This window comes from Streptomyces axinellae (genome assembly GCF_039532135.1).
GTDB classification, from domain to species: domain Bacteria; phylum Actinomycetota; class Actinomycetes; order Streptomycetales; family Streptomycetaceae; genus Streptomyces; species Streptomyces axinellae.
In genome coordinates this window covers 74,507-100,138 of the sequence record NZ_BAAARJ010000023.1, presented here as the reverse complement: position 1 = coordinate 100,138, position 25,632 = coordinate 74,507, and the positions used below count along the sequence as shown (strand labels likewise).

Here is a 25,632-nt window from a genome sequence, read left to right as displayed (position 1 = left end):
GCAACGCGGATGCGGCGGCACCCCTTGCGGGGGGCCCCGGGCTGGAACTGCGCGGCATCACCGCCGGATACGACCGGCGGGCGCCCGTACTGCGTGACGTCTCGCTCAGCGTCCGGGAGGGCGAGGCCGTCGGGCTCCTCGGGCCGAGCGGCTGCGGCAAGTCCACCCTGGCGCGGGTCGCCGCCCTCCTGCACCGCCCCTCCGCGGGCACCGTGCACCTGCTCGGCGAGCGGGCGGCCGGCTGGCGGCACCGGGCACCCCGCGCCCAGCGCACCGCTGTCGGTGTCGTCTTCCAGCAGCCCCGCCTGGCCGCCGACCCCGGACTGACCCTCGCCGCACTGATCGCCGAGCCCCTGCGTGCCACCGGACGCAAGACCGAGACCGCCGGGCGCACCGAGGAGCTGGCCGCTGCTGTCGGCCTCACGGGCGAGCTGCTGACCCGCCGCCCGCACGAGGTGAGCGATGGCCAGCTCCAGCGCGCCTGCGTGGCCCGCGCCCTGGCACTGCGGCCCCGGATCCTCGTCTGCGACGAGATGACGGCGATGCTGGACGCCTCGACCACGGCGGCCCTGGTGGCCGTCGTCGAGGACTACCGGCAGCGCACCGGGGCCGCCCTGCTGGCTGTGGGCCACGACCGCACCCTCCTGGAGCGCTGGTGCGACCGTACGGTCGCATACCGGACGCTCCAGGGCGGGCAGGAGGACGAGCGGCACGGAGCGGGCGACGCGTCCGCCGAAGTCGAAGCCGGCGGCGAAGCTCTCAGATCCGGACGCCGCGCCCCCGCAGATACGTCAGCGGGTTGATGTCGCTGCCGTACTCCGGACCCGTGCGGACCTCGAAGTGCAGATGAGGTCCGGTGGCGTTGCCGGTGGCGCCGGAGCGGCCGATGCGCTGGCCGGCCGCCACGGTCTGCCCCGCGCGCACCGAGATCGCCGAAAGGTGCCCGTACTGGCTGTACTTGCCGTCGCTGTGGCGCAGCACCACCTGGTACCCGTAGGCGTCGCCCCAGCCGGCGGTGACGACCCTGCCGCCGGACATGGCCTTGACGGTGGTGCCCGTACCCACGGGGAAGTCGATGCCCGTGTGGTGACCGGATGACCAACTGCCGCCGGACGCACGGTAGCCCGTGGTCGGGTTGACACCGTTCACCGGGGCGACCACGCTCTGGCTCGCCTTCCGCGGAGCCTTGGCTGGGGCCTTGTCGGCCTGCCGGTGCGTCTCGCGGGGCTGGGCCTTCCGCGGCTGGGAGTGCTGGGACCGGCGCTGATGGGCCTCGGCCTTGTCGGCCCGCTGCTTGCTCTGTGCCGTATCCCGCGCCGTGTCCGTGTCCGTGTCCTGTGCCGTGGACCGGGACCGCGGTGTGCGCGGCTGTTCCTCGGGGGCAGGCCGCGCGGGCCTCCCGGCCGCTGTCCTGCGCGGCGAGCCCGTCATGCGCAACTGCTGGCCGGGCAGGATCAGATCGGGGTCCGAGCCGATTTCCGAGCGGTTCTCGTCGTAGAGGGCCTGCCAGCCGCCGTTCACGCGGTTCGAGTCGGCGATGCCCGACAGGGTGTCGCCGCCGATCACCTCGTAGGTCGTCAGCTTCTTCCCGCGCTCGGCCTTCGCGCGCGCGGCGCGCTCCGAGCGTGCCTTGTCGGCCGCCTTGTCCGCTGCCGCTTTCGCCGCTCGGGCCTTCGCCGCCCCGGCCTTCTCGGCCTGCGAGGGGCTGGATGCCTTGGCGGATCGCGGCCGGGGCGCGCTCTCGTGCTCATCGGACGCCTGCCGCGCCGGGGCCCTGCCCGGTTCGGCGGCGCTACGGGAGAGTCCCGCGCGCGGCCCGCAGTTGGGCCATGCCCCCGGGCCCTGGGCCCTCAGCACCTTCTCCGCCACGGCGATCTGCTCGCTCTTGGAGGCCAGGTCGGCGCGCGGGGCATAGGCGCCGCCACCGTATGCCTGCCAGGTGCTCTGGGTGAACTGGAGCCCGCCGAAGTATCCGTTGCCCGTGTTGATCTCCCACTTTCCGCTGCTCTCACAAGCCGCGACCTTCTCCCAGGCGTCCTGGGGGGCGGCGTGTGCGATCTGGGCCGCGGCGAAGGGGATCGCGATCCCGGCGCCGCCGGCCGTCACCCGCAGGGAGACGCGCTGGACGGAGCTGGGCTTGTAGCGGCGGTGGCGCCCACGAGCGGACATGGCCGGTCCCTCCGGTGGTTGGCGGCCCACGGCAGAGGCGTGGGCGAGGCGGGCCCACGATAGAGGCGCCGGTTTCGGCGTCACAAGGGGGTGCGAAGGGGGGCAACGCGCATGCGGCGAGGGCGCGTTCACCACCTGCGGTGTTCATGAGGATGCGTACGGCGCACCGAGGGGCTCACGGGTTCACCGGGATCGCACGGGGGCTCACAGGTCGATGCCACGGTCCCTGGCGAGGCGCTGGGCCGCCTGATCCGCGACCGTTTCGTCCAGGTACACCTCGCACACCAGGTGTCCGCTTCCGGTCAGATTGTGCTCCAGTTCGTAGAGGCTGACCTTGGTGCCGTCGGCGAGCAGGAAGGCGTGTTCGTAGACCGAACACCACACGTGGCACTCGGCGTCCGGCGCCTGGGGCTTGGGGACGTGCAGGATGTGGTGGCCGAGCGCCGTGGCCAGCAGCCTGAGCGTCTCCTCGCCCGGCCGGTCGGAGTTCTCCGCGCGGCGCAGCAGCCGACGGGCGTGCTCGGGGGAGTTGCCCTCGGTGTACTCGTGCCGCTCGTGGGCCGGACCCGCCCAGTCGAGGAAGTCGTAGGAGACGTGCGCCGGGCCGTGGCCGATTCCGGTAAAGGGGTCGAGGGGGTCCGGAGAGGCGAACGGGTCGGCGGAGCCGGTGCGGCCGTGACCCCCGCTGGTGTCCCCGGGCCCGTCGGGCCCCTCGTGCCGCTCGTGCCCCGCCAAGCCGGAATCCGCAGGACCGAAATCCTCGATGCCGAAGCCCTCTTGAGCGTGCGCCTCCCAGCCGTGTTCCAGGTCCCGCGCTCCGAGGCCGTGCTCCGGCGGGCCGTCCCCGTCCCCGTCCTCGCCCTCGAAGCCGTACGGGTCGGCGCCCGTCATGCCGCTCGGGCTCCCCGCGTCCCCCGGACCGCCCATGCCGGCCAGGCGGCCCGGTCCGCCGTGAGCGCCCTCGCCGCCGTCGGCAGGCTCGCCGCCTGGATCCGTCCTGCCGAGCGCACCGGGTGTGCCCGGGTGGTCCGGCGCGCCGGACTCCTCGCGGCCCATCCAGGAGTGCACCCGGCGCTCCGAGCGGTGCAGCGCCTCCGCGCTGTCGTACACCTCGTACAGCACGGTGTTGCCGGCGTCGCCCGCCCCGGCGCTGTCGTGACACAGCTCCCACAGCACGAGGCTGCTGCCGTCGGCGAGCAGGAAGATATGGCGGAAGCTGCTGCAACGGAGCGCGGGCGACGGGGTGTTGCGGTGCCGCCAGCTGTGCAGTTCGACCTGGAACATCACCGCGCCGCGCAGCCGTTCGAGGACCCCGTCCGAGACGTCGAAGGGATTCTGTGCGCGCGTCAGCAGCTTGTCGAGGTGGTGAGCAGGAGACAGGTGCCTTCCCTCGCCCATCGCGGAACCCTCCCGGTGTACAGCCAACAACCGATCGATCCCCGCGGGCACACACCGTAGCGCCCAACAGCCGTGCGGGGGCCGGTTTCGGCAAATTCTCGCGGAGAAAACCCCAGGGCAAGGGTGTTTTCGGCCGGATTGGGGTAGCTCGAAGAACAGTTCACTGTGGGTGAGAAACCCCCCAGAGGGAACGACACTGTGGACACGAACGCGTGATCTCTCGGCCGAGACCGGGCCGGGCGACGGAGGGAGCACGGCGGTGACGACACTGCCCGTCGGATACGAGTCCTACTGGATGCTCTCAGCGACCGGAACGATGTGCCCACCCCTGCCCTCCGACAGCTCGGTCGAGGTGGACGTGGCCGTGGTGGGCGGCGGAATGGCGGGTATCTCGGTGGCCTGGGAGCTGTCACGGGCCGGCCGGAGCGTCGCGGTCCTGGAGTCCGACCGGATGGCTGCGGGCGTCACCGGGCACACCACCGCCAAACTCTCCGCACTGCACGGCCTGTTCTACGGCCGGCTGCGCTCCAGCAGGGGCGAGGAGGAGGCGCGCCACTACGCGCGCTCCCAGCAGGGCGCGGTCGAGCATCTCGCCGCGACCGCACGGGAGTTGGACATCGAGTGCGAGCTGGAGCGGGTGCCCGCCTACACCTACGTCGAGTCGGGGGAGCACGAGGAGGAGGTGCGGGAGGAGGCGGAGGCCGCCGCGGCGGCGGGGCTGGCCGCCTCCTATGTGACCAGCACCGGACTCCCCTTTCCGGTACACGCGGCCGTCCGGGTCGAGGACCAGGCGCAGTTCCACCCCCGCAAATACCTGCTGGGCCTGATGGCCGCCATACAGGGCGCCGGCGGACTGCTCTACGAGCGCACCCGGATCGTCGCACTGGACGAGGGCGAGCCCTGCCGGCTGCTGGCGGAGAACGGCGGCGAGGTCGTGGCCCGCGACGTGGTGGTGGCCACGCACTACCCGGTCTTCGACAGGGCACTGATGTTCTCCCGGCTTGAGCCGCGCCGGGAACTGGTCATCTCCGCGCTGCTTCCCGAGTCGGAGGACCCGGGCGGCACCTACCTGACCCCCGAACGGAGCACGCGCTCGGTACGCACCGCGCCCTACCCCTTCGAGGACGGGCAGCGGCTGCTGATCGTCACGGGCGAGAAATTCACCCCCGGGATGACCGGGATAGGGTCGGTCGGAGCGCGCTACGAGCGCCTCGCCGCCTGGACGTACGAGCACTTCCCCCGTGCGCGGCTCGCCCACCGCTGGGCGACGCAGGACAACGACACCTCCGACCGTGTGCCCTACATCGGCCGCTTCCACCCGGCGGCACAGCACGCCTATGTCGCCACGGGCTTCGGCGGCTGGGGGATGAGTTCGGGCGTGCTCTCGGGACAGCTGCTGGCCGCGCACATCACGGGCGGACAACTGCCGCCCTGGGCACGGCTGTACGACCCTGTCCGGCTGCGCCCGAGCGAGGCGCCCGCGCTGCTGCGGTTCCAGTCGGCCGTGGCACGCCGCTTCGTGGGCGACCGGCTGCGCCCCTCGTACCTGGACTCGGTCGAGGAGATCCCGCCCGGTACGGGGGCGATCGTGCGGGTACGCGGTCGCCGGTGCGCCGTGCACCGTACGCCGGAGGGCGAACTGCGCGCCGTCTCCCCCCGCTGCACCCACCTGGGCTGCCTGGTGCGGTTCAACGACGAGGAGGCGGCATGGGAGTGCCCCTGCCACGGCTCGCGCTTCGGTACGGACGGCTCGGTGATCCAGGGCCCGGCGACCCGCCCGCTGGAGCAGCGCGACCTCGGCGAGGAGTGAGGCGAGTGAGGCTCCGGGAGGACGGACCGGGGTCCTCACAGCCAGGCCGGGTCGGTCTCCAGCGCTACCGTGTCCAGCGCCGCCAACAGGTCGAACTGCGGGCCGGTGCGCGGGAGTTCGGAGTGGAAGAAGTAGCGGGCCGCCTGCCGCTTGCCCCGCAGGAAGTCCTCCTCGCCCTCTCCCGCCGACAGGAACTGTCCCAGCCAGATCCAGGCCACCACCACGTGGCCGACCGCCTCCAGATAGACGGAGGAGTTGGCCAGCGCCACCGCCGGGTCGCCCTTCTCCCACAGCCGGGCCGTCACCGCCGTCACCCGCTCCCAGGAGGCGCGCAGCGAGGCGCCGAGCCGCTCCGCCTCGCCGCCTGCCGCCGTCGCGCGCTCCAGCGTCCGGTCGATGGCGGCCCCCAGCGCGCGCAGGCCGGCCCCGTCGCGCATCACCGCCTTGCGGCCCAGCAGGTCCAGGCCCTGGATGCCATGGGTGCCCTCGTGGATGGGGTTGAGGCGGTTGTCCCGGTAGTGCTGCTCGACGTCGTACTCCCGCGTGTAGCCGTATCCGCCGTGCACCTGGATGGCGAGGCTGTTGGCCTCCAGGCACCACTGGGAGGGCCAGCTCTTGGCGAGGGGGGTCAGCACGTCCAGCAGCAGCCCCGCGTGGGCGCGCTCCTCCTCCGTGGCGGCGGACTGCTGCTCGTCCACCAGCCGCGAGCAGTACAGGAGCAGCCCGAGCGCCCCTTCCACGTACGACTTCTGCGCGAGCAGCATGCGGCGTACGTCGGTGTGTTCGACGATCGGCACCTGCGGGGTGGAGGCGTCCTTGCCGGCCGCACTCGGCGGGCGGCCCTGGGGGCGTTCGCGCGCGTAGCGCAGGGACTTGAGGTATCCGGTGTAGCCGAGCGCCATCGCGCCCGCCCCCACGCCGATCCGCGCGCCGTTCATCATGTGGAACATGTACGCGAGGCCCCGGTGCGGCTCGCCCACCAGGTGACCCACGGCGCCGGCCTCACCGCCGGGCCGGTGGCGGGCGCCCTCGCCGAAGTTGAGCAGGGCGTTGGTGGTGCCCCGGTAGCCCATCTTGTGGTTGAGCCCGGCGGGCACCACGTCGTTGCGCTCGCCGAGGCCGCCGTCCGGGCCGACGAGGTACTTGGGGACGATGAACAGCGACAGCCCCTTGACCCCGGGCGGCCCGCCGGGGATGCGGGCGAGCACGAGATGGACGATGTTCTCCGCCAGTTCGTGATCGCCGCCGGAGATCCACATCTTGGTGCCGAAGAGCCGGTAGGTGCCATCCGGCCGCTCCTCGGCCCGGGTCGCCACATCGGCGAGGGAGGAGCCCGCCTGCGGCTCGGACAGGCACATCGTCCCGAAGAACCGCCCCTCCAGCATGGGCCGCACATAGGTGTCGATCTGCTCGGGCGAGCCGTGCGCGCACAGCAGGCGCGCGTTGCCGAGGGTGAGGAAGGGATAGGCGGCGGTGCCCACGTTGGCCGCCTGGAAGTAGCTGAAGCAGGCCGTCGCCACGGTGTGCGGCATGCCCATGCCGCCGGACTCCTCGTCCATGGAGGCCGCCAGCAGCCCCGACTCGGCGAACACCCTCAGTGCCTCGGCCGCCTCCGGGAGGGTGTGCACGCGCTCCCCGTCGAACCAGGGCTCTTCCTGGTCGTTCTTCTTGTTGTGCGTGGCGAAGTGCCGCTCGGCGATGCGCTCGCTCAGGTCGAGGGCGTCACCGAAAGTCTCCCGGGAGTGCTCCGCGTAGCGCTCGCGCCGGGTCAGCGCCTCGATGTCCAGCCAGTCGTAGAGCTGGAAGTCGAGATCGCGGCGGGAGAGCAGGAGCGAGGGTGTGGCCATGACGGTGATCCGATCCCGGGGCGAGGCACTCAGGGCAATTCCTAAGCGCTCGCTTATGCTCGGTCGGCCGGGCCCGCCCTGTCAACGGGCCCCGGCCGCCGTGCGGGGCTGCGGATCACGGCTTGCGCGCGACCCCCGCCAGCATGCTGGGTTCGCCGTCCTTCAGCTCGGAGACCATGCCGGGCTCCGGGCGCCAGTCGTGCGCCATGGTGATCCCGGGCTTGACCAGCTCCAGCCCCTCGAAGAAGCGCGCGATCTCGGCGCGCTCGCGCAGCCGCAGCGCCGTACCGCCCTTGGCGTATATCTCCTCGACCTTCTTGCCGAGGGCCGCCAGCTCGACGTCCTCGACCTCGGCCGTGGCGTGCGTGAGGCACAGGAAGCTGCCCGGCGCCAGCCGCTGCAACAGCCCTTGCAGGATCTCGTAGGGGCCCCATTCGTCGGGGACGAAGTGGAAGAGCGCGTTGACCGACAGGGCCACCGGGCGGGTCAGGTCGAGGGTGGAGTGCAGCTCGTCCGAGTCCAGGATCGTCTCCGGATTCGCGGCATCCGCCTGGAGGTAGGTGGTGCGACCCTCCGGGGTGCTGTGCAGCAGCGCCTGCGCGTACTGGAGCACGATCGGGTCGCTGTCGGTGTAGACCACCCGCGAGTCGGGGGCGACGGCCTGTGCCACCTGGTGCAGGTTCGGCTCGGTGGGAATGCCGCTGCCGATGTCCAGGAACTGCCGCACACCGCGCTCGGCGGCCAGCCATCGGGTCGAGCGGATCATGAAGTCCCGGTTGGCGCGGGCCATGGCCCCGGCGAACGGCACGGTGGCGATGACCGCCTCCGCCGCCCGTACGTCCACTTCGTAGTGGGTCTTCCCCCCGAGGTAGTAGTCGTACATCCGTGCCGAGTGGGGTTTGGTCGTGTCGATCCCCGGGGCGTTCTCCTGTGCGGTCATGCGGGCCTCTCCGTTCTCCGGTGGTGACGGTCAGTCGGAGGCCAGCAGGAAATCGGCCACGCCCTGCTTGGCGCCCCGGAGGAAGGTCTCGAACTCGTGGGTGGTGTAGATCAGCGCCGGCCCCTCCGGGTCCGTCGACTGCCGCAGCGCGACGCGCCCGTCGCCGAGCTTCATCGCCTCGACGCAGCTTCCGCCGTTGGTGCCGCTCCAGGGCTTCTGCCAGCCCTCGGTGCCGAGGTCCTTCGCAGGCATGCCGTTGTATATGTGGCGTGTGTGGCCTGTGTGACCCATGGTTCAGAACTCCTTGCGGATCTCACCGAGGACGGCCTCGGTGTGTGGTACCGGCGCGGCCTGCGCGCCCATGCGGTCCAGCACCTCCAGATAGGCGGCGGTGTCCGGACGCTCGTCCAGATACGCGGCGCCCGTCAGGTTCTCCGTGTAGACGATGTCCGGAAGCTCCGGGATGTCGAAGCGGAAGAGCTGGAAGGGCCCGAACATGCCGGGGTGCGGACCCGAGGTGAAGGGGATGATCTGGAGCGTGATGTTCGGCCGGGCGATCAGCTCGATGAGCCGGTCGATCTGCGCCCGCATCACCGCGGGCGACCCCACGTGGCGCCGCAGCACCTGCTCGTCGAGCACCGCCCACAGCACCGGGGCCTGGGGTCCATCGAGGAGCCGCTGGCGGCCCATACGGAGCGCGATCCTGCGGTCCAGCTCCTCCTCGTCGGCTCCGGGGAACCCGGTGCGCAGCAGTGCGCGCGCGTAGTCCTCGGTCTGGAGCAGCCCGGGTACGCAGTGTGGTTCATAGGCCCTGATCAGGCTGGCTTCGCCCTCAAGGCTCACATAGAGGCTGAACCAGGCCGGCAGCACATCGCGGAAGCCGTGCCACCACCCGGGACGGTTGGCCTCCTCCACCAGGGAGAGGAAGGAATCGGTCTCCTCCTCGGAGAGGCCGTAGACCTTCAGCAGCTTCTCCACATAGGGCGGCTTGAGGCCGACCTCGGCTTTTTCCATGCGTCGCACAGTGGTCGTGTTGACACTCAGTGCGTACGCGGCCTCGTTGAAGGAGCATCCCGCGCGCTCGCGCAGCTCCCGCAGCCGCAGGCCGAGAACTATCTGCCCCACAGTTGGTGCGGAACGGGCCTCGGCCACTGTGCCCTCCTCTGATTGCCTCCCCTAGCGGACCCTGTCGCGTCAGAAGTGTGCCATGGCTGCCGTGCAGCAGCCATACTGCCCATCCGATTCTGCGAATTGCAGAACTCCTCTTGCCATCTGTGAAGGATGCGGCGCATAGTGAACAACGTGACCCAGCTCATGAGGCTGCGGCACCGGAGCCGCACCGTATCGTCCGCGTCGCCGGAGGGCCTGCCAGCCGCCCCCCGGCCTCCCCACGCGTGCCGCACGACGAGACGATGTGCGCGGTGTCAACCGGCAGCCGTCCCCTCCCTCCACAGGTAGACGGAAGGCGTACCGCTCGTGGCCTCCTCGCTTCCCCCCGCGCAGCTCGCTCCGCCGCACCCGGCCCACCCGGCCGGGGCAGTACGGCGGGAGGGTTTCGAGCTGCCCGCGCACACCTCCTCCGTCTCCCAGGCGCGGGCCCACGTCGGCGGCCAGCTGCGCCGCTGGGGCTTCCCCGAGGATCTGGGGCATACGGCACAGCTGGTGATCTCCGAATTCGTCACCAACGCCGTCCTGCACACCGACAGCGGACGCATAGGCTGCAGCCTCCACCTGGACGGGGAGCGGCTGCGCATAGAGGTCAGCGACGAAGGCGCCGAGCACTGCGCCCCCCAGCCCCGCAGCGCCACCCCCGATGAGGTGAACGGCCGCGGCCTGCAGCTCGTCGGCGCCCTCGCCGAGCGGTGGGGGGTCACAGTGGGCGGCGCGAGGTGCGGCCGGGTGGTGTGGGCCGAGCTGGGCACCTGCTGATCCGCCATCTCCGGTCAGGTAAACGCCAGTTGGCGTGGCCTGGACCTGCTCGGCGTGGGATGCTTCCGCGTAACGGCACGCACACCCGTGGCACACCCGGGGGAGGGTGTGCGGTGAAACGGTCGTGCGGTGAATCAACGGTGGGGCGCGCATGCGGCAAGAAGAAGACGGTTCCGGTCCCGAAGGACGAGAGCCGCAGCAGTCAGTGGATGTGACCGTGCCGAGCGTGGCACGGATGTACGACTTCTACCTCGGCGGCAAGGACAACTACGCTGTGGACCGCGAGGCAGTGGCGGAGTTGGACAAGAAGGTCCCCAGCACCAAGCCCCTCGCGCTCAACAACCGGCGCTTCCTCCAGCGCGTGGTGCGCATCCTGGCCGAGGACTACGGCGTACGCCAGTTCCTGGACCACGGATCAGGGCTTCCCACGCAGGACAACGTCCACCAGGTCGCCCAGCGCGTGGACCCCCGATCCCGCGTCGTCTACGTCGACAACGACCCGATCGTGCTGGCACACGGCCGCGCGCTCCTGGAGGAGAACGCGTTGACGAGCGTCATCCAGGCCGACATGCGGGCCACCGACGAGATCTTCGAGCATCCGGAAGTGCGCAGACTGCTCGACCGCGACCAGCCGGTGGCCGCGCTGTTCGTCTCCGTGATGCACTGCATCCCCGACGCCTCGGACCCGGCCGCCTTGGTGCGCCGCGTCATGGAGCGGCTCCCCCGGGGAAGCTTCGTCGTCGTCAACCAGCTGGTGAGCCACGACAAGAGCACCCGCGATTTCGTCACCGAGTTCATGGACCGCAGCACCGGCGGACAGTGGGGCAGGGTGCGCGAACCGCACGAGATCGACGCCTACTTCGACGGCCTGGAAGTGCTGGACCCGGGCCTCGGCAGGATCGACGACTGGCGGCGGGATTCCGAGGTGGGGCCGCGTCAGCTCACCGACGAGTGGTTCGAGTACGGGGGAGTGGCCCGCAAGCCGTAGCGAGGCGTGGCCCGCGGACTGTAGCCGGACAGCGGGCCACGCTCGGGGGCGGTCGCGAGCTGCCCTGCGCGGAGGGGGACCGGAGTCGGCCATACCCGGGGCGGGCCTGAGCCGGCGTGCGTACTCCCGGCCGTGCGTACTCGAAGTGGCGTCAGCCGTCGTACTCGCTCAGCAGCCCTTCCAGGAAGGCCGCCGTCCTGGCGGGCGGCTCGGCCATCGCGCACAGCCGGTCCATCACCACCATGTAGCCCTCCACCTCTTCGCGCTTGTCCAGGTAGAGAGAGCTGGTCAGCTGCTCCAGGTAGACGATGTCGGGCAGATCGGGCTCCAGGAAGCGCAGTATCGTCACCGGCCCGCCCGCTGCGGCGAGGCCGCCGATGTTGAACGGGGCGATCTGGAGCGTGATGTTGGGCTGCCGCGTGGCCTTGATCAGGTGTTGCAGCTGCTCGCGCATCACCTCGCGCGAACCCAGTGGCCGCCGCAGCGCCGCCTCGTCCATCACGGCCCACAGCCGGGGCGCGTGCGGCCGTTCCAGGATCGACTGGCGCTCCATGCGCAGCTGGATCCGGCGCTCGGACTGGCGCTTGTCGTCTCTGGGATGGCCGAGTCTGATGACCTCGCGTGCGTAATCCCGCGTCTGGAGCAGTCCCGGAACGAACTGCACTTCATACATGCGGATGACGGAGGCGGCCTCCTCCAGACCGATGAGACGGTCGAACCACGGCGACATCACATCGCTGTACTTCTGCCACCACCCCGGGGTGCCCGCCTGGCGCGCGAGGGCCAGGTACTCCTCGCGCTCCTTCGGGTCCCACACCTCGTAGAGCGTCAGCAGGTCGGCGACGTCCCGCTCCTTGCAGGCGACCCGGCCCAGCTCCAGTCGGCTGATCTTCGCGTGCGAGCCGCGAATTGCCTCGCCCGCCGCCTCGCGGGTGATCCCGTGTGCCTCGCGCAGCCGCCGCAGCTGAGTGCCCAGGACGATACGCAAAATCGTGGGACCGCCCCTGGGGTGGTCGAGGATGCGTCCGACCGACGCCTCGCGCCGCGGCTCTGCTGACATCGCGCCCGCCCTGCTTCCCTGAGTGACTGACCGGATGCTCAGTGTCCCACTAGGCCATCCGGGCGTACAGACATGCTGGTTACGTGTGCCGATGACGCATGCCGCTTGTGTGTGCCGACTGAGTGTGCTGGATACGAGTGCCGCCGCCACATGCCCGTGACATGTGGCGGCGGCGATGACGCCGCCGTGCGCGGCCGTTGTCTCTGGACTGCTCCGGACCGGCCCGCCTGACCGGACAGGCGGGCCGGTCCGGCCCGGTCAGTCCTGGGGGTTCAGAAGATCGTCGAAGTCCCCGTCCTTGGCGCCTTGGACGAAGGCCGCGATCTCAGCGGGTGTGTAGACGAGGGCCGGTCCCGAGGGGAACCGGGAGTTGCGCACGGCAACCCCCGTGCCCGGGAGTGAAGCGACCTCGACGCAGTTGCCGTTCGGATTGCTGCGACGGCTCTTGCGCCACACAGCGCCTTCGATCCGGGTGGCTTCGATGCCGTTCTCGATCTGCATGTACGTCTCTCCCTACATCACTTGCTCTGCCCCCGTGGGCGGTTGCGACGTGGGGAAGCGTCTCACAGTCGGACGTGCTTGCATCTGTAAGTGCAGATGTACTTGCAGAAGTAAGTGCGGTACCGCGACAATGCCCTCTGTAGTCCAGCCATTACGCAACTCCCCCCTGAATCAGCGGAGTTCGCGCACCGCTGCCCCCCGTCAACAGGAGCCACAGTGACCACACAAGGCGCCGCACGCCCCGCGCAGGAGGGCCCGGTGGACGATGACCTCGGTCTGGAACACCCGCTGGCGCGGCTGCTCCTGCTGCTGGAGATCGCCGAACGGCCCGACTGGTTGCGGGACTTCGTCTCAGCCGGCCCCACTGTTGTGCCCTCGGCCGGGCCCGCCCCGGCCCGCCATGGCCTCGGGTAGCTCCCGCGCGTGCAGGACGTCCAGCCGTGAGACCGCGCGGGTGAGCACCACGTAGAGCAGCTCAAGGCCCCGCGGGCCGCTCTCCGCGATCTGAGCGGGCTCCGCCAGTACGACGTGGTCGTACTCCAGCCCCTTGGCCAGGTCGGCGGGCAGCACCACCACCCGCTCCAGTACTCCGCCCCCGGCCGCCGCTCCGGGCCCGTCCTTGCCCCGCCCGCCGGGGCCGCCCACGGCAAGTCCCGCGCCGCGCAGGGCGGACAGCAGCGGCTCCACGCGCTCCCGGTCCGCTATCACCGCGACCGAACCCTCCCGCCCGAGCGCGGACTCGACCCGTTCGGTGACCGCCCGCACCAGTGCGGCATCGCCCGCAACCCGCGACGTCGTCAGCTCCCCGTCGCGGCGCAGGGACCGCGCGGGCGGTACCCGCACCTCCAGGGAGGCCAGCAGCCGGTTGGCAACCTCGACGAGTACGGCCGGCACCCGGAACCCGGTGGTCAGGGGGACCACCCGCGCCTCCGGCACCCCCAGGTGCGCGAGCTGTGTGGGCCAGTCGCGCGCCGCCCACGGCGTGGTGCCCTGCGCCAGGTCGCCAAGCACGGTCAGCGAGCCGAAGCGGCTGCGGCGTGCCAGGGCGCGGCACTGCATGGGGGAGAGGTCCTGGGCCTCGTCCACCACCACATGGCCGAAGCTCTCCGCCGGGTGTGCGAGCAGCCCCGCCGTCTCGTCCAGCAGCAGCAGATCCGCCCGCGACCAGTGCGCCGTACGGGCCGAACGCGGACGGCGCCTGCTCCACAACAGCGCCTCGCGCTCGGGGATGCTGAGCAGGCCCACGCTCGCCGACTCCAACACTTCGGCGTCGCCCAGGAGTTGCGCGACGACCTCCTCGGGTCTCACCCGGGGCCACACCGCGTCCACAAAGCCGCTGAGCGCCTTCGACCTGCCCATCTTGCGCAGCCAGGCCCCGTCCGGTGGCCCGGCGCGGTGCTCGGCCCGCGACCGCAACAGCGCCACCGTGCGGGCCCGCACCCGCTCCCGGCCCACCTCGTACGGCGGTGCCTGGGCGAGCGTCTCCTCGACGACGGCGCGCAGTTCGCCCTCACCCAGGCGCCAGCGGTAGGAGCCGTCGGGCACGGCCAGCGGCTCGCGCGGGAGCCGGACTCGTGAGTAGAGCGCGCGGCGCAGTACGGCCGCCATCGCCGCGCCGTGCTTGACCCGCACCGCCTCAGGACTGTCCTCGGCGCGCACGGGGTGGCCGGGCAGCAGGTCCTCCACCCGGCACTGGCGCACGCCCACCTCGCCCAGTGAGGGCAGCACCGCGGAAATGTAGCCGAGGAAGGCGCTGTTGGGCCCGACCACCAGCATGCCGCCGCGCTCGAACCTGCGGGGGTGGGTGTAGAGCAGATACGCGGCCCGGTGCAGGCCGACGGCGGTCTTGCCGGTGCCGGGCGCGCCCTGGACGCACAGCGACTTCCCGGGCTCCGCGCGGACGAGGTCGTCTTGTTCCGGCTGGATGGTGGCGACGATGTCGCGCATCGGCCCGACCCGGGGCCGCTCGATCTCGCCGGCCAGGATCCGGCTCGCACGGACGAGCGCCCCCGAACTGCCGTCGCCCGCCGCCGCATCGGCGCCCGTGCTTTTGCCCGTTTCCGTGCCCGACTCCGGCTCGTCGCCGAGGGAGGCGTTCGCGAGCGGTTCGTCCTCCATGCCCGTCAGGTCTGCGGCCTCGCCCGTGCCGCCCGGCGCCCAGCCGAAGCGGCGGCGGACCTTGACGCCCCGCGGGTGCAGGGCTGTTGCCTGGTAGAAGGCCCGGGAGACGGGAGCGCGCCAGTCCAGCACCAGGGGCGGCGAGGCGGGATGTTCGCTGACCCGGCGGCGTCCGATGTAGTAGCGCTGCCCCCGGTGCTCGCCCGCGCCCTGCCTGTCCTGCCCTCCCCGGGTAGCCTTCCCCGCCGGCTCGCTCTCCCCGGTCTCTCCGCTCTCCCCGGTGTGGTCCTCGTCTCCGTCCGGGGCGTCCTCGACGAAGTCGAGCCGTCCGAAGAAGGGCGGCCCCGGAGGCTCCTCCCGCCACTCCTCGGCCCGGCTGCGCAGCTGACGGCCGAGAGCCTCGGCGCTCGCGCCGTCGGCGGCCACGCCTTCCCCCGCGCTCTCGCCCGAGTGCCGGCCCGTGAGGACGCCGGCTCCCTCCTCGACGCGGTCTTGCGCCAGCTCGGATGTACGGTCGAGCGCGGCGCGGCACAAGGTCGCATAGGCGCGCTCGGCGGCCAGTTCGCCGCGCGGACTTGTGTCGCCGTCACGCGCGGCGTGCTCCCCGGTCATGGGGTCTTCTCCTTTCTCCGGTAGCTGTCCGTCGCCCCGACTCCGCTGTTCGTGGCTCGGCGTCCGCCGGTCAGGCGTACGGAGCGAGGCCGGAGCGCAGCAGCGCGAAGGCGTGGTGGGCGTCCGCGCGGGCCTGGGCGTACAGGGACTCGGCGTTCGCTCCCTCGGAGATCCGGCGCCAGTTCTCGGTTGCCAGCACCCGCTGGACCGCCACGATCTGACTCGCCGCCAGCCGCGCCGTCAGCCGGAGGTCCGCACGGGGGGCCGCGTGCCCGGGGCCCGCCTTCGCCAGCTCGCCGGCCAGCGCCTCCTCGGAGCGCGCGGTGTAGGAGTGCAGCCGGGCGACCAAACTCGGCGTGCCGTACAGCAGCCGGTGGAAGGCCAGCACCTCTGGGGCGTCGCACAGACCTGTCACCGGGTCGCGGGCCGCCAGTCCGGTCAGGAAGTGGGTCTCCAGCGCGTCGAGGGGCGCGGTGCCCCCGGCGCGGGCCGCGACCACCCGGGCGGCCTCGTCCTCGTGGTCGGCGAAGCGGTAGAGCGCCATGTCCTCCTTGGAGGGGAAGTAGCGGAACAGGGTGGGCTTGGAGACCTGGGCCGCCTCGGCGATCTCGGTGACGGACACGGCGGCGAAGCCCTTCTCCAGGAAGAGGGCGATAGCGGCCTCGGAGATCGTCCGGTAGGTGCGCTGCCGCTTGCGCTCGCGCAGCCCCGTGGGGTTCTCGCTCATGGTGCGCAGGGTAGCAGGAAATATAACCGAGTTAAGTTTATTCCTCGGTTACGTGAGCCGTGTATGTACCGTTCCTCTCCCTTTGCGGCTTGTTACCGGTGCTGCTGTAGTGGACGGAAACCCGTGAGGGAACACCCAGCGGACCGCTCGCGAACGACAGGGACATGGCCATGCCTGACTTCCTCACCGACGTACAGACGCTCCGGGAACGCGCGCGCGACGGCATCATGAACGGCCCGGTGACCACGGCATACGGCACCGACGTCGCGAAGGTCATCGACCTGCTGAACACTGCCTTGGCCACCGAGCTGGTGTGCGTACTGCGGTACCGCCAGCACCATTTCGCCGCCAAGGGGCTGGACTCGGAGCCGGTCGCCGCGGAGTTCCTGGAGCACTCCAACGAGGAACAAGGCCACGCCGACCAGCTCGCCGAGCGCATCTACCAACTCGGCGGCGAAGCGCTGATGGACCCCTCCCGCCTGCTGGACCGTTCGCACTCGGAGTACGTCACCTCGACGGACCTGACCGAGATGATCCGCGAGAATCTCGTCGCCGAGCGGATCGCCATCGCCTCCTACACCGAGATGATCAACTGGATCGGCACGGCCGACCCCACGACCCGGCGGGTGCTGGAGAACGTCCTGGAGAAGGAGGAAGAGCACGCCGACGACATGCTCACCTTCCTCGAACCGCAGCGCTGACGCCCGCACCGCAGCACCGGCGCCTGACGGCGCGCCCCGGTAGGCCCCGCCTCCGCCACGCCCTCGCACTCCGCCACGCCCCCCACCTTCCCGCCGGACGGGAACCCACCGTGCGAAGGACCACCGAGGGGAGGGCCAACGGACGGGCGGCCATGGCCCCTTGACGGGTCGTCGTGACACGCCGTTGCGGCCGGGTGTTCGCCGGACGGACGGCCGTCGCGAATTCACCGCGTCTCCTCCCGCAGCGACCCCGTGTGTCCCACACTGGCGGGGTACCCGCGCAGCGACGCGAGGCCGCGAGGAGAGGACGGACATGACGGAGACCAACGAGCGCCCCGGCGGGACGCCCGCGCACGCCCCCGCCTCCGAACGGGTGGTGGTGGGAGTCGACGGCTCCCCCCACTCGCTCCGCGCCCTGGACAGGGCGGCCGACGAGGCGGGGCGCCGAGGCGTCGAGCTGGAGGTATTGTGCGGCGCCGTACCGCCCCGCCGCAGCGTGGTCCCCGAGACCGACAGCGACAGGGAACGGATGCGGCACGCCGGTCACGAGGTCGCCGAAGCGGCGGCGGAGCGGGCCCGCGCCCGGGTGCCCGGCATTCTGGTCACCGCCTCGGGAGTGAGCGAGCCCGCGCCCGACGCGCTGGTACGCGCCAGCCACACCGCGGCCCTCACGGTCGTCGGCACGCGCGGCCACGGCGGATTCCGGGGCTTGCTGCTCGGCTCCGTCAGCCTCCGGCTCGCCGCCCACGCCGCCGGACCGCTGCTGGTCGTACGAGGGGAGGAGCGTGAGACCGAGGGGACGCCGGGGGAGACGATCGTCGGGCTCAAGTGGTCCGGCGCGACCGAGCCGGTCGGCTTCGCCTTCGAGGAGGCGGCACGCGACGGCTCGGCCGTGCGGGTCGTCCACGCCTGGACCCACCCCGTCCTGCCCGCCCTCGGGATGAAGAGGCCGCCGAAAGAGCGGGAGCGCGAGAGGGAGTCGGCACAGGCGGGCAAGTCCGCGGAGACGTTCGTACGCGAGGCGGTCGCCCCCTTCCAGGAACGGCACCCCGAGGTGCGGACGGTCCCCGAGCAGCACCGGGGCCCGGCGGCGGAGCACCTCATCGAGCTGAGTGCGCAGGCCGGGCTGATCGTGCTCGGCGTACGGCGCGAGCACCGGCGCCTCGGTCTCCAGGTCGGACCGGTCGTCAACGCGGTCCTCCAGCACGCCCGTTGCTCCGTGGCCCTGGTTCCCGTCCCCCCGGCCCCCACAAAGGCCCCCCGCACATAGCCCTGTCCCCACTTCTCCGCCGCTTTCCGCCGCTTTCCGCCGCGACGGAGAGTGTCCCGACGACGCTGGCGGGCGGGCGTCGGGCGGTGCCCGGCGGTGCCGAACCGGCCTACGGGGTGCTCGTGCCGCCTGTCCGGGGCGCGGCGGGGCTCCAGCTCCGCCCGCTGTCGCCGCGCCCACGGTTGCGGGCCCGCCCGCCGACGCGTGCGGGCCCGCGATCCGCAACCCCGCAACCCGCGCGAGCTACAGCACGCGATCCCCGGCACGCGCGGGCTCACAGCGTCCACGGCGGCGCCCCGCGTCCCCGCTCGGAGGATCGCCCCAGCGGCCCGGAGCCGATCGTGTGGGTATGTGCGATGGAGCAGGCCCCGCAACGCGCGTAGTCGCCGCGGTCCTGGTCAGGGCCAGGCAATGACGCACGACGCACCAGAGAACCACGCACGGAGCCCCTCCCACGGCAGCTGCCCCCGGCGTAGCCGGCGACGATGACGCCTCCTCGGCGCACTCTCCGAACCCGCCGCATTCCCCCGGCTCTCCCCACGCCACCGGCACCCCCGCCCCGGTCCGCCGTGCCGTGGAGACGCGGGGCATCGAGCCCGTGCCCGGCCATGAGCGGCGCGGCGGGGTCCGGGAGCTGTTTCCGACCTGGGTCGCCGCCGACATCAGCGTGCTGCTGCTCACCATGGGCGCGGGACTCGTGGTCTTCAACGGCCTCAACTTCTGGCAGGTCCTGCTCGCGGCGGCCGTCGCGGGCACGGTCTCCTTCGGGCTGGTGGGGCTGCTGGCCGTCTCCGGTAAGTGGGGCGGCGCGCCGGGGGCGATGCTCTCGCGGGCCACGTTCGGGGTGCGGGGCAACTACTTCCCCGGCATGGTCTTGTTCGCCGTGTTGCCCGCGCCGCGCGAGAACGCACCCCGCGAGAACGCGTCCGCCGGGAGCGGGGTCGGCGACCGCCCGGCCCGCGACCGCCCGGGCCGCGGACAGCGTGGTCGGCGAAGGTGTCGCCCGCGCGAACGCACCGGGAGCGTAGGGCGCCGGGCGCGCCCGGCCGCAGGAGGTGGGCTCGCCCGGGTGTGGCCAGGGGTTCCGTATGAGTGAATGGAGGGGCAAGCGGAGCCCCGAGTGAGCCGAGGTCACAGTGAGTAACGCACGCGTCCCCGCCGTCACGCTCAACACCGGAGCGGCGATGCCGCAACTCGGCTTCGGCGTCTTCAAGGTGCCCGACGGCGAGGCCCAGGCGATTGTCTCCACGGCGCTGGAGGCCGGATACCGCAGCGTGGACACCGCCGCGCTCTACCAGAACGAGACGGGCACCGGCCGGGCCCTGCACGAGTCGGGCATCCCGCGCGGCGAACTGTTCGTGACGACGAAGCTGTGGAACACCGAGCACGGCCACGACACCGCGCTGCGCGCCTTCGACGCCTCCCTGGCACGGCTCGGTCTCGACTACGTGGACCTGTACCTCATCCACTGGCCCCTGCCCCGGCGCGACAAGTACGTGGAGACCTGGAAGGCGCTGGAGGAGATCCACGCGGACGGCCGTGCCAAGGCCATCGGCGTCTCCAACTTCGAGCCGGAGCACGTGCGGCGGCTCCTCGACGCGAGCGGCGTCGTACCGGCCGTCAACCAGATCGAGCTGCACCCCAGGCTCCAGCAGTCGGCGCTGCGCGCCTTCGACGCCGAGCACGGCATCGCCACCGAGGCGTGGTCGCCGCTCGGCCGCGGAAACGGGGTCCTGGACGACCCGGTGGTGCTCCGGGCCGCGGAGAAGCACGGCAGGAGCCCCGCCCAGGTGGTGCTGCGCTGGCACCTCCAGCTGGGCAACGTCGTCATCCCCAAGTCCGCGACCCCCTCCCGCATCAAGGAGAACATCGAGGTCTTCGACTTCGAGCTGGACGGGGAGGATGTGCGCGCCCTCCAGGGGCTGGAGACGGGCGAGCGTGTCGGCCCCGATCCGAACACCGAGAACTGACCGGCGGGCGGGGAGCGGTATGGAGTGCGCCTTCTGCAAGATCATCGACGGTGAGCAGCCCGCCCACCGGGTCTACGAGGACGGGGCCGTCGTCGCCTTCCTGGACCAGCGGCCCGTCTTCTCCGGCCACACGCTGATCGTGCCGCGCGCCCACGTGGAGACGCTGACCGATCTGCCGGAGGAGTCCGTGGGCCCGTACTTCAGCGCGGTCCGCCGGGTGACCGGCGCCGTGGAGCGGGGTACGGAGGCGGACGGGTCGTTCGTCGCGACGAACAACAAGGTCAGCCAGTCCGTGCCGCACCTGCACGTGCACGTGGTGCCGCGCAGAAAGAAGGACGGGCTGCGCGGCTTCTTCTGGCCGCGCAACCCCTACACCGATGCGACGGAGGCGCGGCGGGTGGCCGCGAAGATCCGCGCACAGTTCTGAAGGCGCCCGGGCACGTTCGGGAGGCCCGCACGCGATGACGTTCAGCCGCCGGGAGCCGGCCGCGAGAACCGGCTGGGGGCGGGCGGTCACGGCAGCAGCGCGCTGACCGCCTCCACCGTGTCGGCCTCCTCGGGCCGCTTGTCGTCGCGGTAGCGCAGCACCCGGGCGAAGCGCAGCGTCACACCCTCCGGGTAGCGGGTCGAGCGCTGCACCCCGTCGAAGGCGATCTCCACGACCAGTTCGGGCCGCACCAGCACCCCCCACGGCTCCTCGACGGCCGCCAGTTCGCGCAGCCGCTCGGTCTGCCAGGCCAGCAGCACATCGGTGAGACCCTTGAAGGTCTTGCCGAGCATCGCGAAGGTCCCGTCCGCGCGCCGCGCCCCCAGGTGGAGATTCGACAGCTTCCCCGCGCGCCGCCCGTGCCCCCACTCGGCGCCCAGCACCACCAGGTCCAGAGTGTGCACGGGCTTCACCTTCAGCCAGGAGGCACCCCGACGCCCGGCCGAATACCCGGCATCCAGGCCCTTGACCACCACGCCTTCGTGTCCGCGCGCCAACACCTCCTCGGCGAACTTCCGCGCCTCCGCCCGCACTTCCGCGTCCCCGGGGCGCGTAACGGGCAGCCTGCGCACCCGCAGTCCGGCGGGCAGCACCCGGGCGAGCGCGGCGTGCCGTTCGATGTACGGCAGGTCGAGCAGTTCGCGGCCGTCGAGGGAGAGCAGGTCGAAGAAGACGGCGGAGAGGGGCAGTTCGCTGCTCGCGCCCGCCACATCCAGCCGGGAGGCGACCCGTCCCGACACCTCCTGGAAGGGCCGGGGCCAGCCGTCCTCCTTCAGCGCGAGCACCTCGCCGTCCAGCACCGCGCGCACCGCGCCGCACCGCCGTACGGCCGCCTCCACCTCGGGCAGCCGGCCGGTGATCTCATCGAGGGTGCGGGTGTAGATCCGTACGTCCTCGCCGTCCTTGTGGGCCTGGACGCGGATACCGTCCAGCTTCTCCTCCACGGCGCACGGCCCCAGCTTGTCCAGCGCCTCGTCCACGTCCTTCGCGGTGTGCGCCAGCATCGGCAGGACCGGGCGCCCCACCTCCAGCCGGAAGAGCGCCAGTGCCCCGGGGCCCTCGGCCAGCAGCGCGCGGGCCACGGCACCCAGCGAGCCGCCCAGCATCACGGCCCGCCGCACCTCGCCCGGCTCGGCGCCCACGGCGGCTGCCAGACCCTCGACGGCGAAGGCGTCCAGCGCGCCCTGGCGCAGCTCGCCGCCGATCAGCCGGACGAGGAAATGCTGCTCCTCGGCTGTCGCTGCCGACAGCAGCTCGCCCACCTGGCGCCTGCGCTCGGCCTGCGCGCCCTTGCCGCCGATGGCCGCGATCCGGCTCAGCGCCTCGTCCACCCCGGCGATGGTGAGGGTGGCCTCCGGGGCGGGTGGCGGCAGCTCCCGCAGCGCGCTCCAGCCGACTCCGGTCCTGCGCTGCGGCAGCCGTCCCGCGAGATAGGTGACCACCACCGGCACCTCGGCCGGCTCGGCGCGCCGGAACAGCCCGGCCAGGAGCGCCACCTTCGCGTTGCGTGCGGAGGCCGCCGCGACGTCCTTGGATGTGTGTGCGATGTCGGCCAGCAGCATGGCCCCATGGTCGCCCATGCGCGCAAGCCGTGCCCGGCGCAGAATCGAGAGGTGGATCTTCCCGTCATGCCTCCCGTGAAGCCGATGCTCGCCAAGCCCGTCGCATCGATCCCGCCCGGCATGCGATACGAGGCCAAGTGGGACGGCTTCCGCTGCCTGGTCTTCCGCGACGGCGACGAGGTGGAGCTGGGCAGCCGCACGGGCAAGTCCCTGCTGCGCTACTTCCCCGAGCTGGCCGACGCGCTGCGCGAGCGGCTGCCCGAACGCTGCGTGCTGGACGGCGAGATCGTGCTGCCGACCGCGGGACGACTGGACTTCGAGGCGCTCCAGCAGCGCATCCACCCGGCGGCCTCCCGGGTGCGGCTGCTGGCCGAGCGCACCCCCGCCTCGTTCGTCGCCTTCGACCTGCTGGCGTTGGGAGAGGCGCGGCTCATGGAGGAACCGCTGAGCGAGCGCCGCCGACGGCTGACCGGGGCGCTGAAGGGCACCCGTCCGCCCCTGTATCTGGCCCCGGTCACCGAGGACCGGGATGAGGCGCGGGAGTGGTTCGCGCAGTACGAGGGGGCGGGGCTGGACGGCGTGGTGGCCAAGCGGCCCGAGCTGCCCTACCGCCCCGGCGAGCGCGTCATGCTGAAGATCAAGCACGAGCGCACGGCCGACTGCGTCCTGGCCGGGCTGCGTCCGCACCGCGCCGACCGCGAGGCCGTCGGCTCCCTGCTGCTGGGGCTCTACGACGCGACCGGCGCCCTCCAGTACGTGGGCGCCTCCTCCTCCTTTCCCGCCGCGCGCAGACGGGAGCTGATGGGGGAGCTGGCGCCGCTGCGGATGGCCAGGCCCGAGGGGCACCCGTGGGCGCGCTGGGAGGAGGAGGCGGCGCACGAGGAGGGCCGGATGCCGGGGGCGCCGAGCAGGTGGAGTGGCGGCAAGGACGCCTCCTGGATCCCGCTGCGCCCCGAGCGGGTGTGCGAGGTGGCCTACGACCACATGGAGGGCGACCGCTTCCGGCACACCGTGCTCTTCCGGCGCTGGCGCGTGGATCGCGAGCCGCGCTCGTGCACCTACGAGCAGCTCGAACAGCCGGTCCGCTACGACCTGGAGGCGGCCCTCGGCGGACGCTGACCGCCGGGGCCCGGCGCCGTCGGCCGGCTCGCGCCTGTGCCCGAGTCCGCGCTCGCGCCTGTGCCCGAGTCCGCGCCTGTGTCCGCGCTCGCGCCCTTGTCTGTGCCCGAGTTCGCGCCCGCCTCCGCCTCCACCCGCTGGGCGGGCTCGGGCGCGGGGAGCCCGGCGGCGAGGGAGTTGAAGCCCTCGTCCAGCATGGCCAGCAGTTGCTCGGCGGAGCTTTCCGGGTCCCAGGCGCGGATCGAGGCACGCAACGCGGTGAGGGCCGAGCCGGCCACCAGCCGGGGGTAGAGGGCCTCCGGGGGCAGCCCCGTGCGCGCGGCGACGGCCTCGGTGAGGGCCTCGGCCATATGGCTGTTGCTGTGGACCAGCTTGGGGATCAGCTCCGGGTGGGCACCCAGCAGACGGCGCCGGTCGCGCCAGCCCGCATCGGCGACCAGGGCGGGGATGGCGGTGCGCAGCGTCCGGCGGAGCGCTTCGAGCGGCGGTTCCGCGCCGGGCCGGGCGGCGAGCAGCGCGACCAGCTGGCCGGTGAGCCTGCGGTCCCAGTCGAAGACCGCGTCGTCCTTGGTGTCGAAGTAGTTGAAGAAGGTGCGCGGGGAGACGCCGGCCGCCTCGCAGATCTCCTGCACCGTCACGGCGGCGGGGCCGCGCTCCAGATAGAGCCGGACGGCGGCGCCGCGCAGCGCCGTGCGGGTCTCCAGCTTCTTCCGCTCCCGGAGGCCGTGCGCGCTCTCGGGGGTCTCGGCGGTCATGCGCGCTCCCGTGCTCCGTGCTCAGGTGCCTCTTCCGACTCGTTCCCTACAGTAGTGCATTTTTGCAGCACTGCATCTTTCTGTTAGCCTCGCTAATCATTGGCCCTGACATGCAGTTCTGCTCAGGTGCCATCCCACCCAGCCGTACGCACCTAGGGAGGCGGACCACGTCCATGGCGCAACACAAGGCGGAACCGGAGAGCCCGCAGGGCGAGGAAGGCAGCACCTCCTCCTCGCTCGGCGCGACCGTGCGCACGCTCGCGTCCACTCTCTGGTTCCCGGCGTTCTTCTTCACCGGCTTCCTCGTCTGCTATCTGCTGCCGTTCCACAACCCCGTCCCGCATCACGTGGACGTGGCCGTGGCCGGACCGTCGGCCGGGCAGCTGGAGCAGGCGCTCGAACAGAAGAGCCCCGGCGCCTTCGACATCCACCCCGTCGCCGACGCAGGCGCCGCTCACGACGCGGTCACCAACCGCGAGGTCACCGCCGGATACGCGCCGGACGCCAAGCACCCCCAGCTCTTCGTCGCCAAGGCCGACGGATACTCGCTGGAGTCGGTGCTGCAGAAGACCTTCACCTCCGTCGCCCAGCACAGCGGCGGCCAGCTCCAGGTGCACGAGGCAGCACCCACGGCGCCGGGTGACGGCATGGGGACCGGGCTCTTCTACCTCGTCCTGGCCTGCACGATCCCCTCGTACATCAGCGTGATGATGCTGCTGAGGGCCACCACCTTCGGGCGGCGCAAAAAGGTCCTCACCCTGGTCTCCGTCGGCGTCGTCGAGAGCCTGGTGGCCTACTTCGTGGCCCGTTCGATGGACGTCATACCGAACGAGCCGCTGGCCATCCCCTTCATCTTCTTGATGACCCAGGCCGTCGCGCTGACCTCCTACGGGCTGGTCCCGTTCTTCAAGCAGTTCTTCCCGGGCGTCGCCATGGGGCTGTTCGTGCTGCTCAGCATGCCGTCCAGCGGCGGGGCGATACCCGTGCAGATGGTGCCGGGGTTCTTCCGGGCGCTGCACCCGATCATGCCGATGGGCAATTTGATCGAGGCGTTGCGCGGGCAGTTCTACTTCGACGGGAAGGATGTCGGACGCCATGTCCTGGTCATCTGCGCCTGGGTCGTCGGGGGCATCGCACTGATCGCGCTCGGCGCCTGGAAGGAGCGGCGCGAGGCCCGCAAGGAGGCCGAGGACGGCCGGACGGGGGCCGAGGTGGAGGCGGAGCCGCCCGTCGAGGACCCCTCGTTCGAGCTGCCGCAGCCCTGCGCCGTCCCGCCGCACTCCCACCGGCTGCTCCAGCAGGAGCCCACGCTCAAGGGCCGGGTGACCGACGAGCGGGGCAGGCCGCTGCGGGGCGTCGCGATCACCGTCACCGGCACCCACGGCAGGGAACTGCTGCGGGCCAGCACCGACGAGCAGGGCGAATACGCGGCCACCGGTCTGCCCGATCACTTCGTCAACGTGATCGCCAGCGGCCCCGACCGGCTCGCCGCCGTCGCCCGCGTCCAGGCGCGCGACGGCCACCCGGTCCGCCAGGACTTCCGTCTGGCCCCGCGCCCCGCGCCGGCGGGGGTGGGGGCGCAGGCCGCCGCGCGGTACTGACCCCGCCCAGGAGAAGCGACGGAACATGCGAAGGCCGCCCGGTCGGTGACCGGGCGGCCTTCGTGCGC

General features: G+C 72.0%; 23 protein-coding genes and 1 pseudogene. 12 read left to right on the top strand and 12 right to left on the bottom strand.

Annotated features, from left to right (window positions below; translation table 11 throughout):
* Positions 1-41 precede the first annotated feature (41 nt).
* Positions 42-803, top strand: coding sequence for an ABC transporter ATP-binding protein (locus ABD339_RS28820; protein WP_344570094.1), 762 nt, complete (start codon positions 42-44; stop codon positions 801-803).
* Here ABD339_RS28820 and ABD339_RS28815 read toward each other — a convergent pair.
* Together ABD339_RS28815 and ABD339_RS28810 are read right to left on the bottom strand one after the other, a co-directional pair.
* A complete protein-coding gene (locus tag ABD339_RS28815; protein WP_344570068.1) occupies positions 760-2,169 on the bottom strand; it encodes a transglycosylase family protein in 1,410 nt (469 codons plus the stop codon). The genes ABD339_RS28820 and ABD339_RS28815 overlap by 44 nt on opposite strands.
* Before the next feature lie 204 nt (positions 2,170-2,373).
* Positions 2,374-3,567 (bottom strand): DUF6227 family protein, encoded by a 1,194-nt coding sequence (locus tag ABD339_RS28810; RefSeq protein ID WP_344570067.1) that lies wholly within the window; start codon positions 3,565-3,567, stop codon positions 2,374-2,376.
* A 259-nt stretch (positions 3,568-3,826) separates the two neighbouring features.
* Between ABD339_RS28810 and ABD339_RS28805 the strand changes: the two genes are divergently transcribed.
* A complete protein-coding gene (locus tag ABD339_RS28805) occupies positions 3,827-5,377 on the top strand; it encodes an FAD-dependent oxidoreductase (RefSeq protein WP_344570066.1) in 1,551 nt (516 codons plus the stop codon).
* A gap of 35 nt (positions 5,378-5,412) precedes the next feature.
* On the opposite strand, the gene ABD339_RS28800 is transcribed toward ABD339_RS28805, so the two are convergent.
* The 4 genes from ABD339_RS28800 to ABD339_RS28785 form a co-directional block, all read right to left on the bottom strand.
* Complete coding sequence (locus ABD339_RS28800) at positions 5,413-7,224, bottom strand: acyl-CoA dehydrogenase (RefSeq protein WP_344570065.1); 1,812 nt, start codon at positions 7,222-7,224, stop codon at positions 5,413-5,415.
* 115 nt (positions 7,225-7,339) lie between these two features.
* Positions 7,340-8,164: an SAM-dependent methyltransferase gene (locus ABD339_RS28795; protein WP_344570064.1), complete on the bottom strand. Its 825-nt coding sequence runs from the start codon at positions 8,162-8,164 to the stop codon at positions 7,340-7,342.
* A gap of 30 nt (positions 8,165-8,194) precedes the next feature.
* Positions 8,195-8,455 carry a DUF397 domain-containing protein gene (locus tag ABD339_RS28790; protein ID WP_344570063.1) on the bottom strand — a complete coding sequence of 87 codons (261 nt, stop codon included), beginning with the start codon at positions 8,453-8,455 and terminating at the stop codon, positions 8,195-8,197.
* Between the two features lie 3 nt (positions 8,456-8,458).
* Positions 8,459-9,316, bottom strand: a complete 858-nt coding sequence (locus ABD339_RS28785; RefSeq protein WP_344570062.1) for a helix-turn-helix domain-containing protein — start codon at positions 9,314-9,316, stop codon at positions 8,459-8,461.
* 324 nt (positions 9,317-9,640) lie between these two features.
* Here ABD339_RS28785 and ABD339_RS28780 point away from each other — a divergent pair, with 324 nt between their 5' ends.
* Both ABD339_RS28780 and ABD339_RS28775 read left to right on the top strand, forming a co-directional pair.
* Positions 9,641-10,093, top strand: coding sequence for an ATP-binding protein (locus ABD339_RS28780; protein WP_344570061.1), 453 nt, complete (start codon positions 9,641-9,643; stop codon positions 10,091-10,093).
* A gap of 151 nt (positions 10,094-10,244) precedes the next feature.
* Positions 10,245-11,081, top strand: coding sequence for an SAM-dependent methyltransferase (locus ABD339_RS28775; RefSeq protein ID WP_344570060.1), 837 nt, complete (start codon positions 10,245-10,247; stop codon positions 11,079-11,081).
* A gap of 151 nt (positions 11,082-11,232) precedes the next feature.
* On the opposite strand, the gene ABD339_RS28770 is transcribed toward ABD339_RS28775, so the two are convergent.
* Both ABD339_RS28770 and ABD339_RS28765 read right to left on the bottom strand, forming a co-directional pair.
* Complete coding sequence (locus tag ABD339_RS28770; RefSeq protein WP_344570059.1) at positions 11,233-12,141, bottom strand: helix-turn-helix domain-containing protein; 909 nt, start codon at positions 12,139-12,141, stop codon at positions 11,233-11,235.
* Between the two features lie 258 nt (positions 12,142-12,399).
* A complete protein-coding gene (locus tag ABD339_RS28765; RefSeq protein ID WP_344570058.1) occupies positions 12,400-12,642 on the bottom strand; it encodes a DUF397 domain-containing protein in 243 nt (80 codons plus the stop codon).
* A gap of 216 nt (positions 12,643-12,858) precedes the next feature.
* Here ABD339_RS28765 and ABD339_RS28760 point away from each other — a divergent pair, with 216 nt between their 5' ends.
* A complete protein-coding gene (locus tag ABD339_RS28760) occupies positions 12,859-13,056 on the top strand; it encodes a hypothetical protein (RefSeq protein ID WP_344570057.1) in 198 nt (65 codons plus the stop codon).
* On the opposite strand, the gene ABD339_RS28755 is transcribed toward ABD339_RS28760, so the two are convergent.
* Complete coding sequence (locus ABD339_RS28755) at positions 12,994-15,372, bottom strand: HelD family protein (protein ID WP_344570056.1); 2,379 nt, start codon at positions 15,370-15,372, stop codon at positions 12,994-12,996. The genes ABD339_RS28760 and ABD339_RS28755 overlap by 63 nt on opposite strands.
* A gap of 70 nt (positions 15,373-15,442) precedes the next feature.
* Positions 15,443-16,099, bottom strand: coding sequence for a TetR/AcrR family transcriptional regulator (locus tag ABD339_RS28750; RefSeq protein ID WP_344570055.1), 657 nt, complete (start codon positions 16,097-16,099; stop codon positions 15,443-15,445).
* Between the two features lie 170 nt (positions 16,100-16,269).
* On the opposite strand from ABD339_RS28750, the gene ABD339_RS28745 reads away from it, so the two are divergent.
* From ABD339_RS28745 to ABD339_RS28725, 5 genes and pseudogenes are all read left to right on the top strand, one after another.
* Positions 16,270-16,800 carry a ferritin-like domain-containing protein gene (locus tag ABD339_RS28745; protein WP_344570054.1) on the top strand — a complete coding sequence of 177 codons (531 nt, stop codon included), beginning with the start codon at positions 16,270-16,272 and terminating at the stop codon, positions 16,798-16,800.
* Between the two features lie 313 nt (positions 16,801-17,113).
* A complete protein-coding gene (locus tag ABD339_RS28740) occupies positions 17,114-18,070 on the top strand; it encodes a universal stress protein (RefSeq protein WP_344570053.1) in 957 nt (318 codons plus the stop codon).
* 574 nt (positions 18,071-18,644) lie between these two features.
* Positions 18,645-18,950, top strand: a pseudogene (locus tag ABD339_RS28735) (cytosine permease); the annotation flags it as partial.
* Between the two features lie 304 nt (positions 18,951-19,254).
* Positions 19,255-20,040: an aldo/keto reductase gene (locus ABD339_RS28730; protein ID WP_344570093.1), complete on the top strand. Its 786-nt coding sequence runs from the start codon at positions 19,255-19,257 to the stop codon at positions 20,038-20,040.
* A 19-nt stretch (positions 20,041-20,059) separates the two neighbouring features.
* Complete coding sequence (locus tag ABD339_RS28725; protein ID WP_344570052.1) at positions 20,060-20,467, top strand: HIT family protein; 408 nt, start codon at positions 20,060-20,062, stop codon at positions 20,465-20,467.
* Positions 20,468-20,553: 86 nt separating this feature from the next.
* Here the strand turns inward: ABD339_RS28725 and ABD339_RS28720 are convergent, their stop codons facing one another.
* A complete protein-coding gene (locus ABD339_RS28720; RefSeq protein ID WP_344570092.1) occupies positions 20,554-22,089 on the bottom strand; it encodes an ATP-dependent DNA ligase in 1,536 nt (511 codons plus the stop codon).
* 51 nt (positions 22,090-22,140) lie between these two features.
* On the opposite strand from ABD339_RS28720, the gene ABD339_RS28715 reads away from it, so the two are divergent.
* The gene (locus ABD339_RS28715; protein ID WP_344570051.1) at positions 22,141-23,208 is read left to right on the top strand and encodes an ATP-dependent DNA ligase; all 1,068 of its coding nucleotides are present in this window, start codon (positions 22,141-22,143) and stop codon (positions 23,206-23,208) included.
* Here the strand turns inward: ABD339_RS28715 and ABD339_RS28710 are convergent.
* On the bottom strand, positions 23,175-23,963 hold the full coding sequence (locus ABD339_RS28710) for a TetR/AcrR family transcriptional regulator (protein ID WP_344570050.1): 789 nt from the start codon (positions 23,961-23,963) through the stop codon (positions 23,175-23,177). The two genes, ABD339_RS28715 and ABD339_RS28710, sit on opposite strands and share 34 nt — an antisense overlap.
* Before the next feature lie 173 nt (positions 23,964-24,136).
* Between ABD339_RS28710 and ABD339_RS28705 the strand changes: the two genes are divergently transcribed.
* Positions 24,137-25,564: a carboxypeptidase regulatory-like domain-containing protein gene (locus ABD339_RS28705; RefSeq protein WP_344570049.1), complete on the top strand. Its 1,428-nt coding sequence runs from the start codon at positions 24,137-24,139 to the stop codon at positions 25,562-25,564.
* The last annotated feature ends 68 nt before the right edge of the window (positions 25,565-25,632 follow it).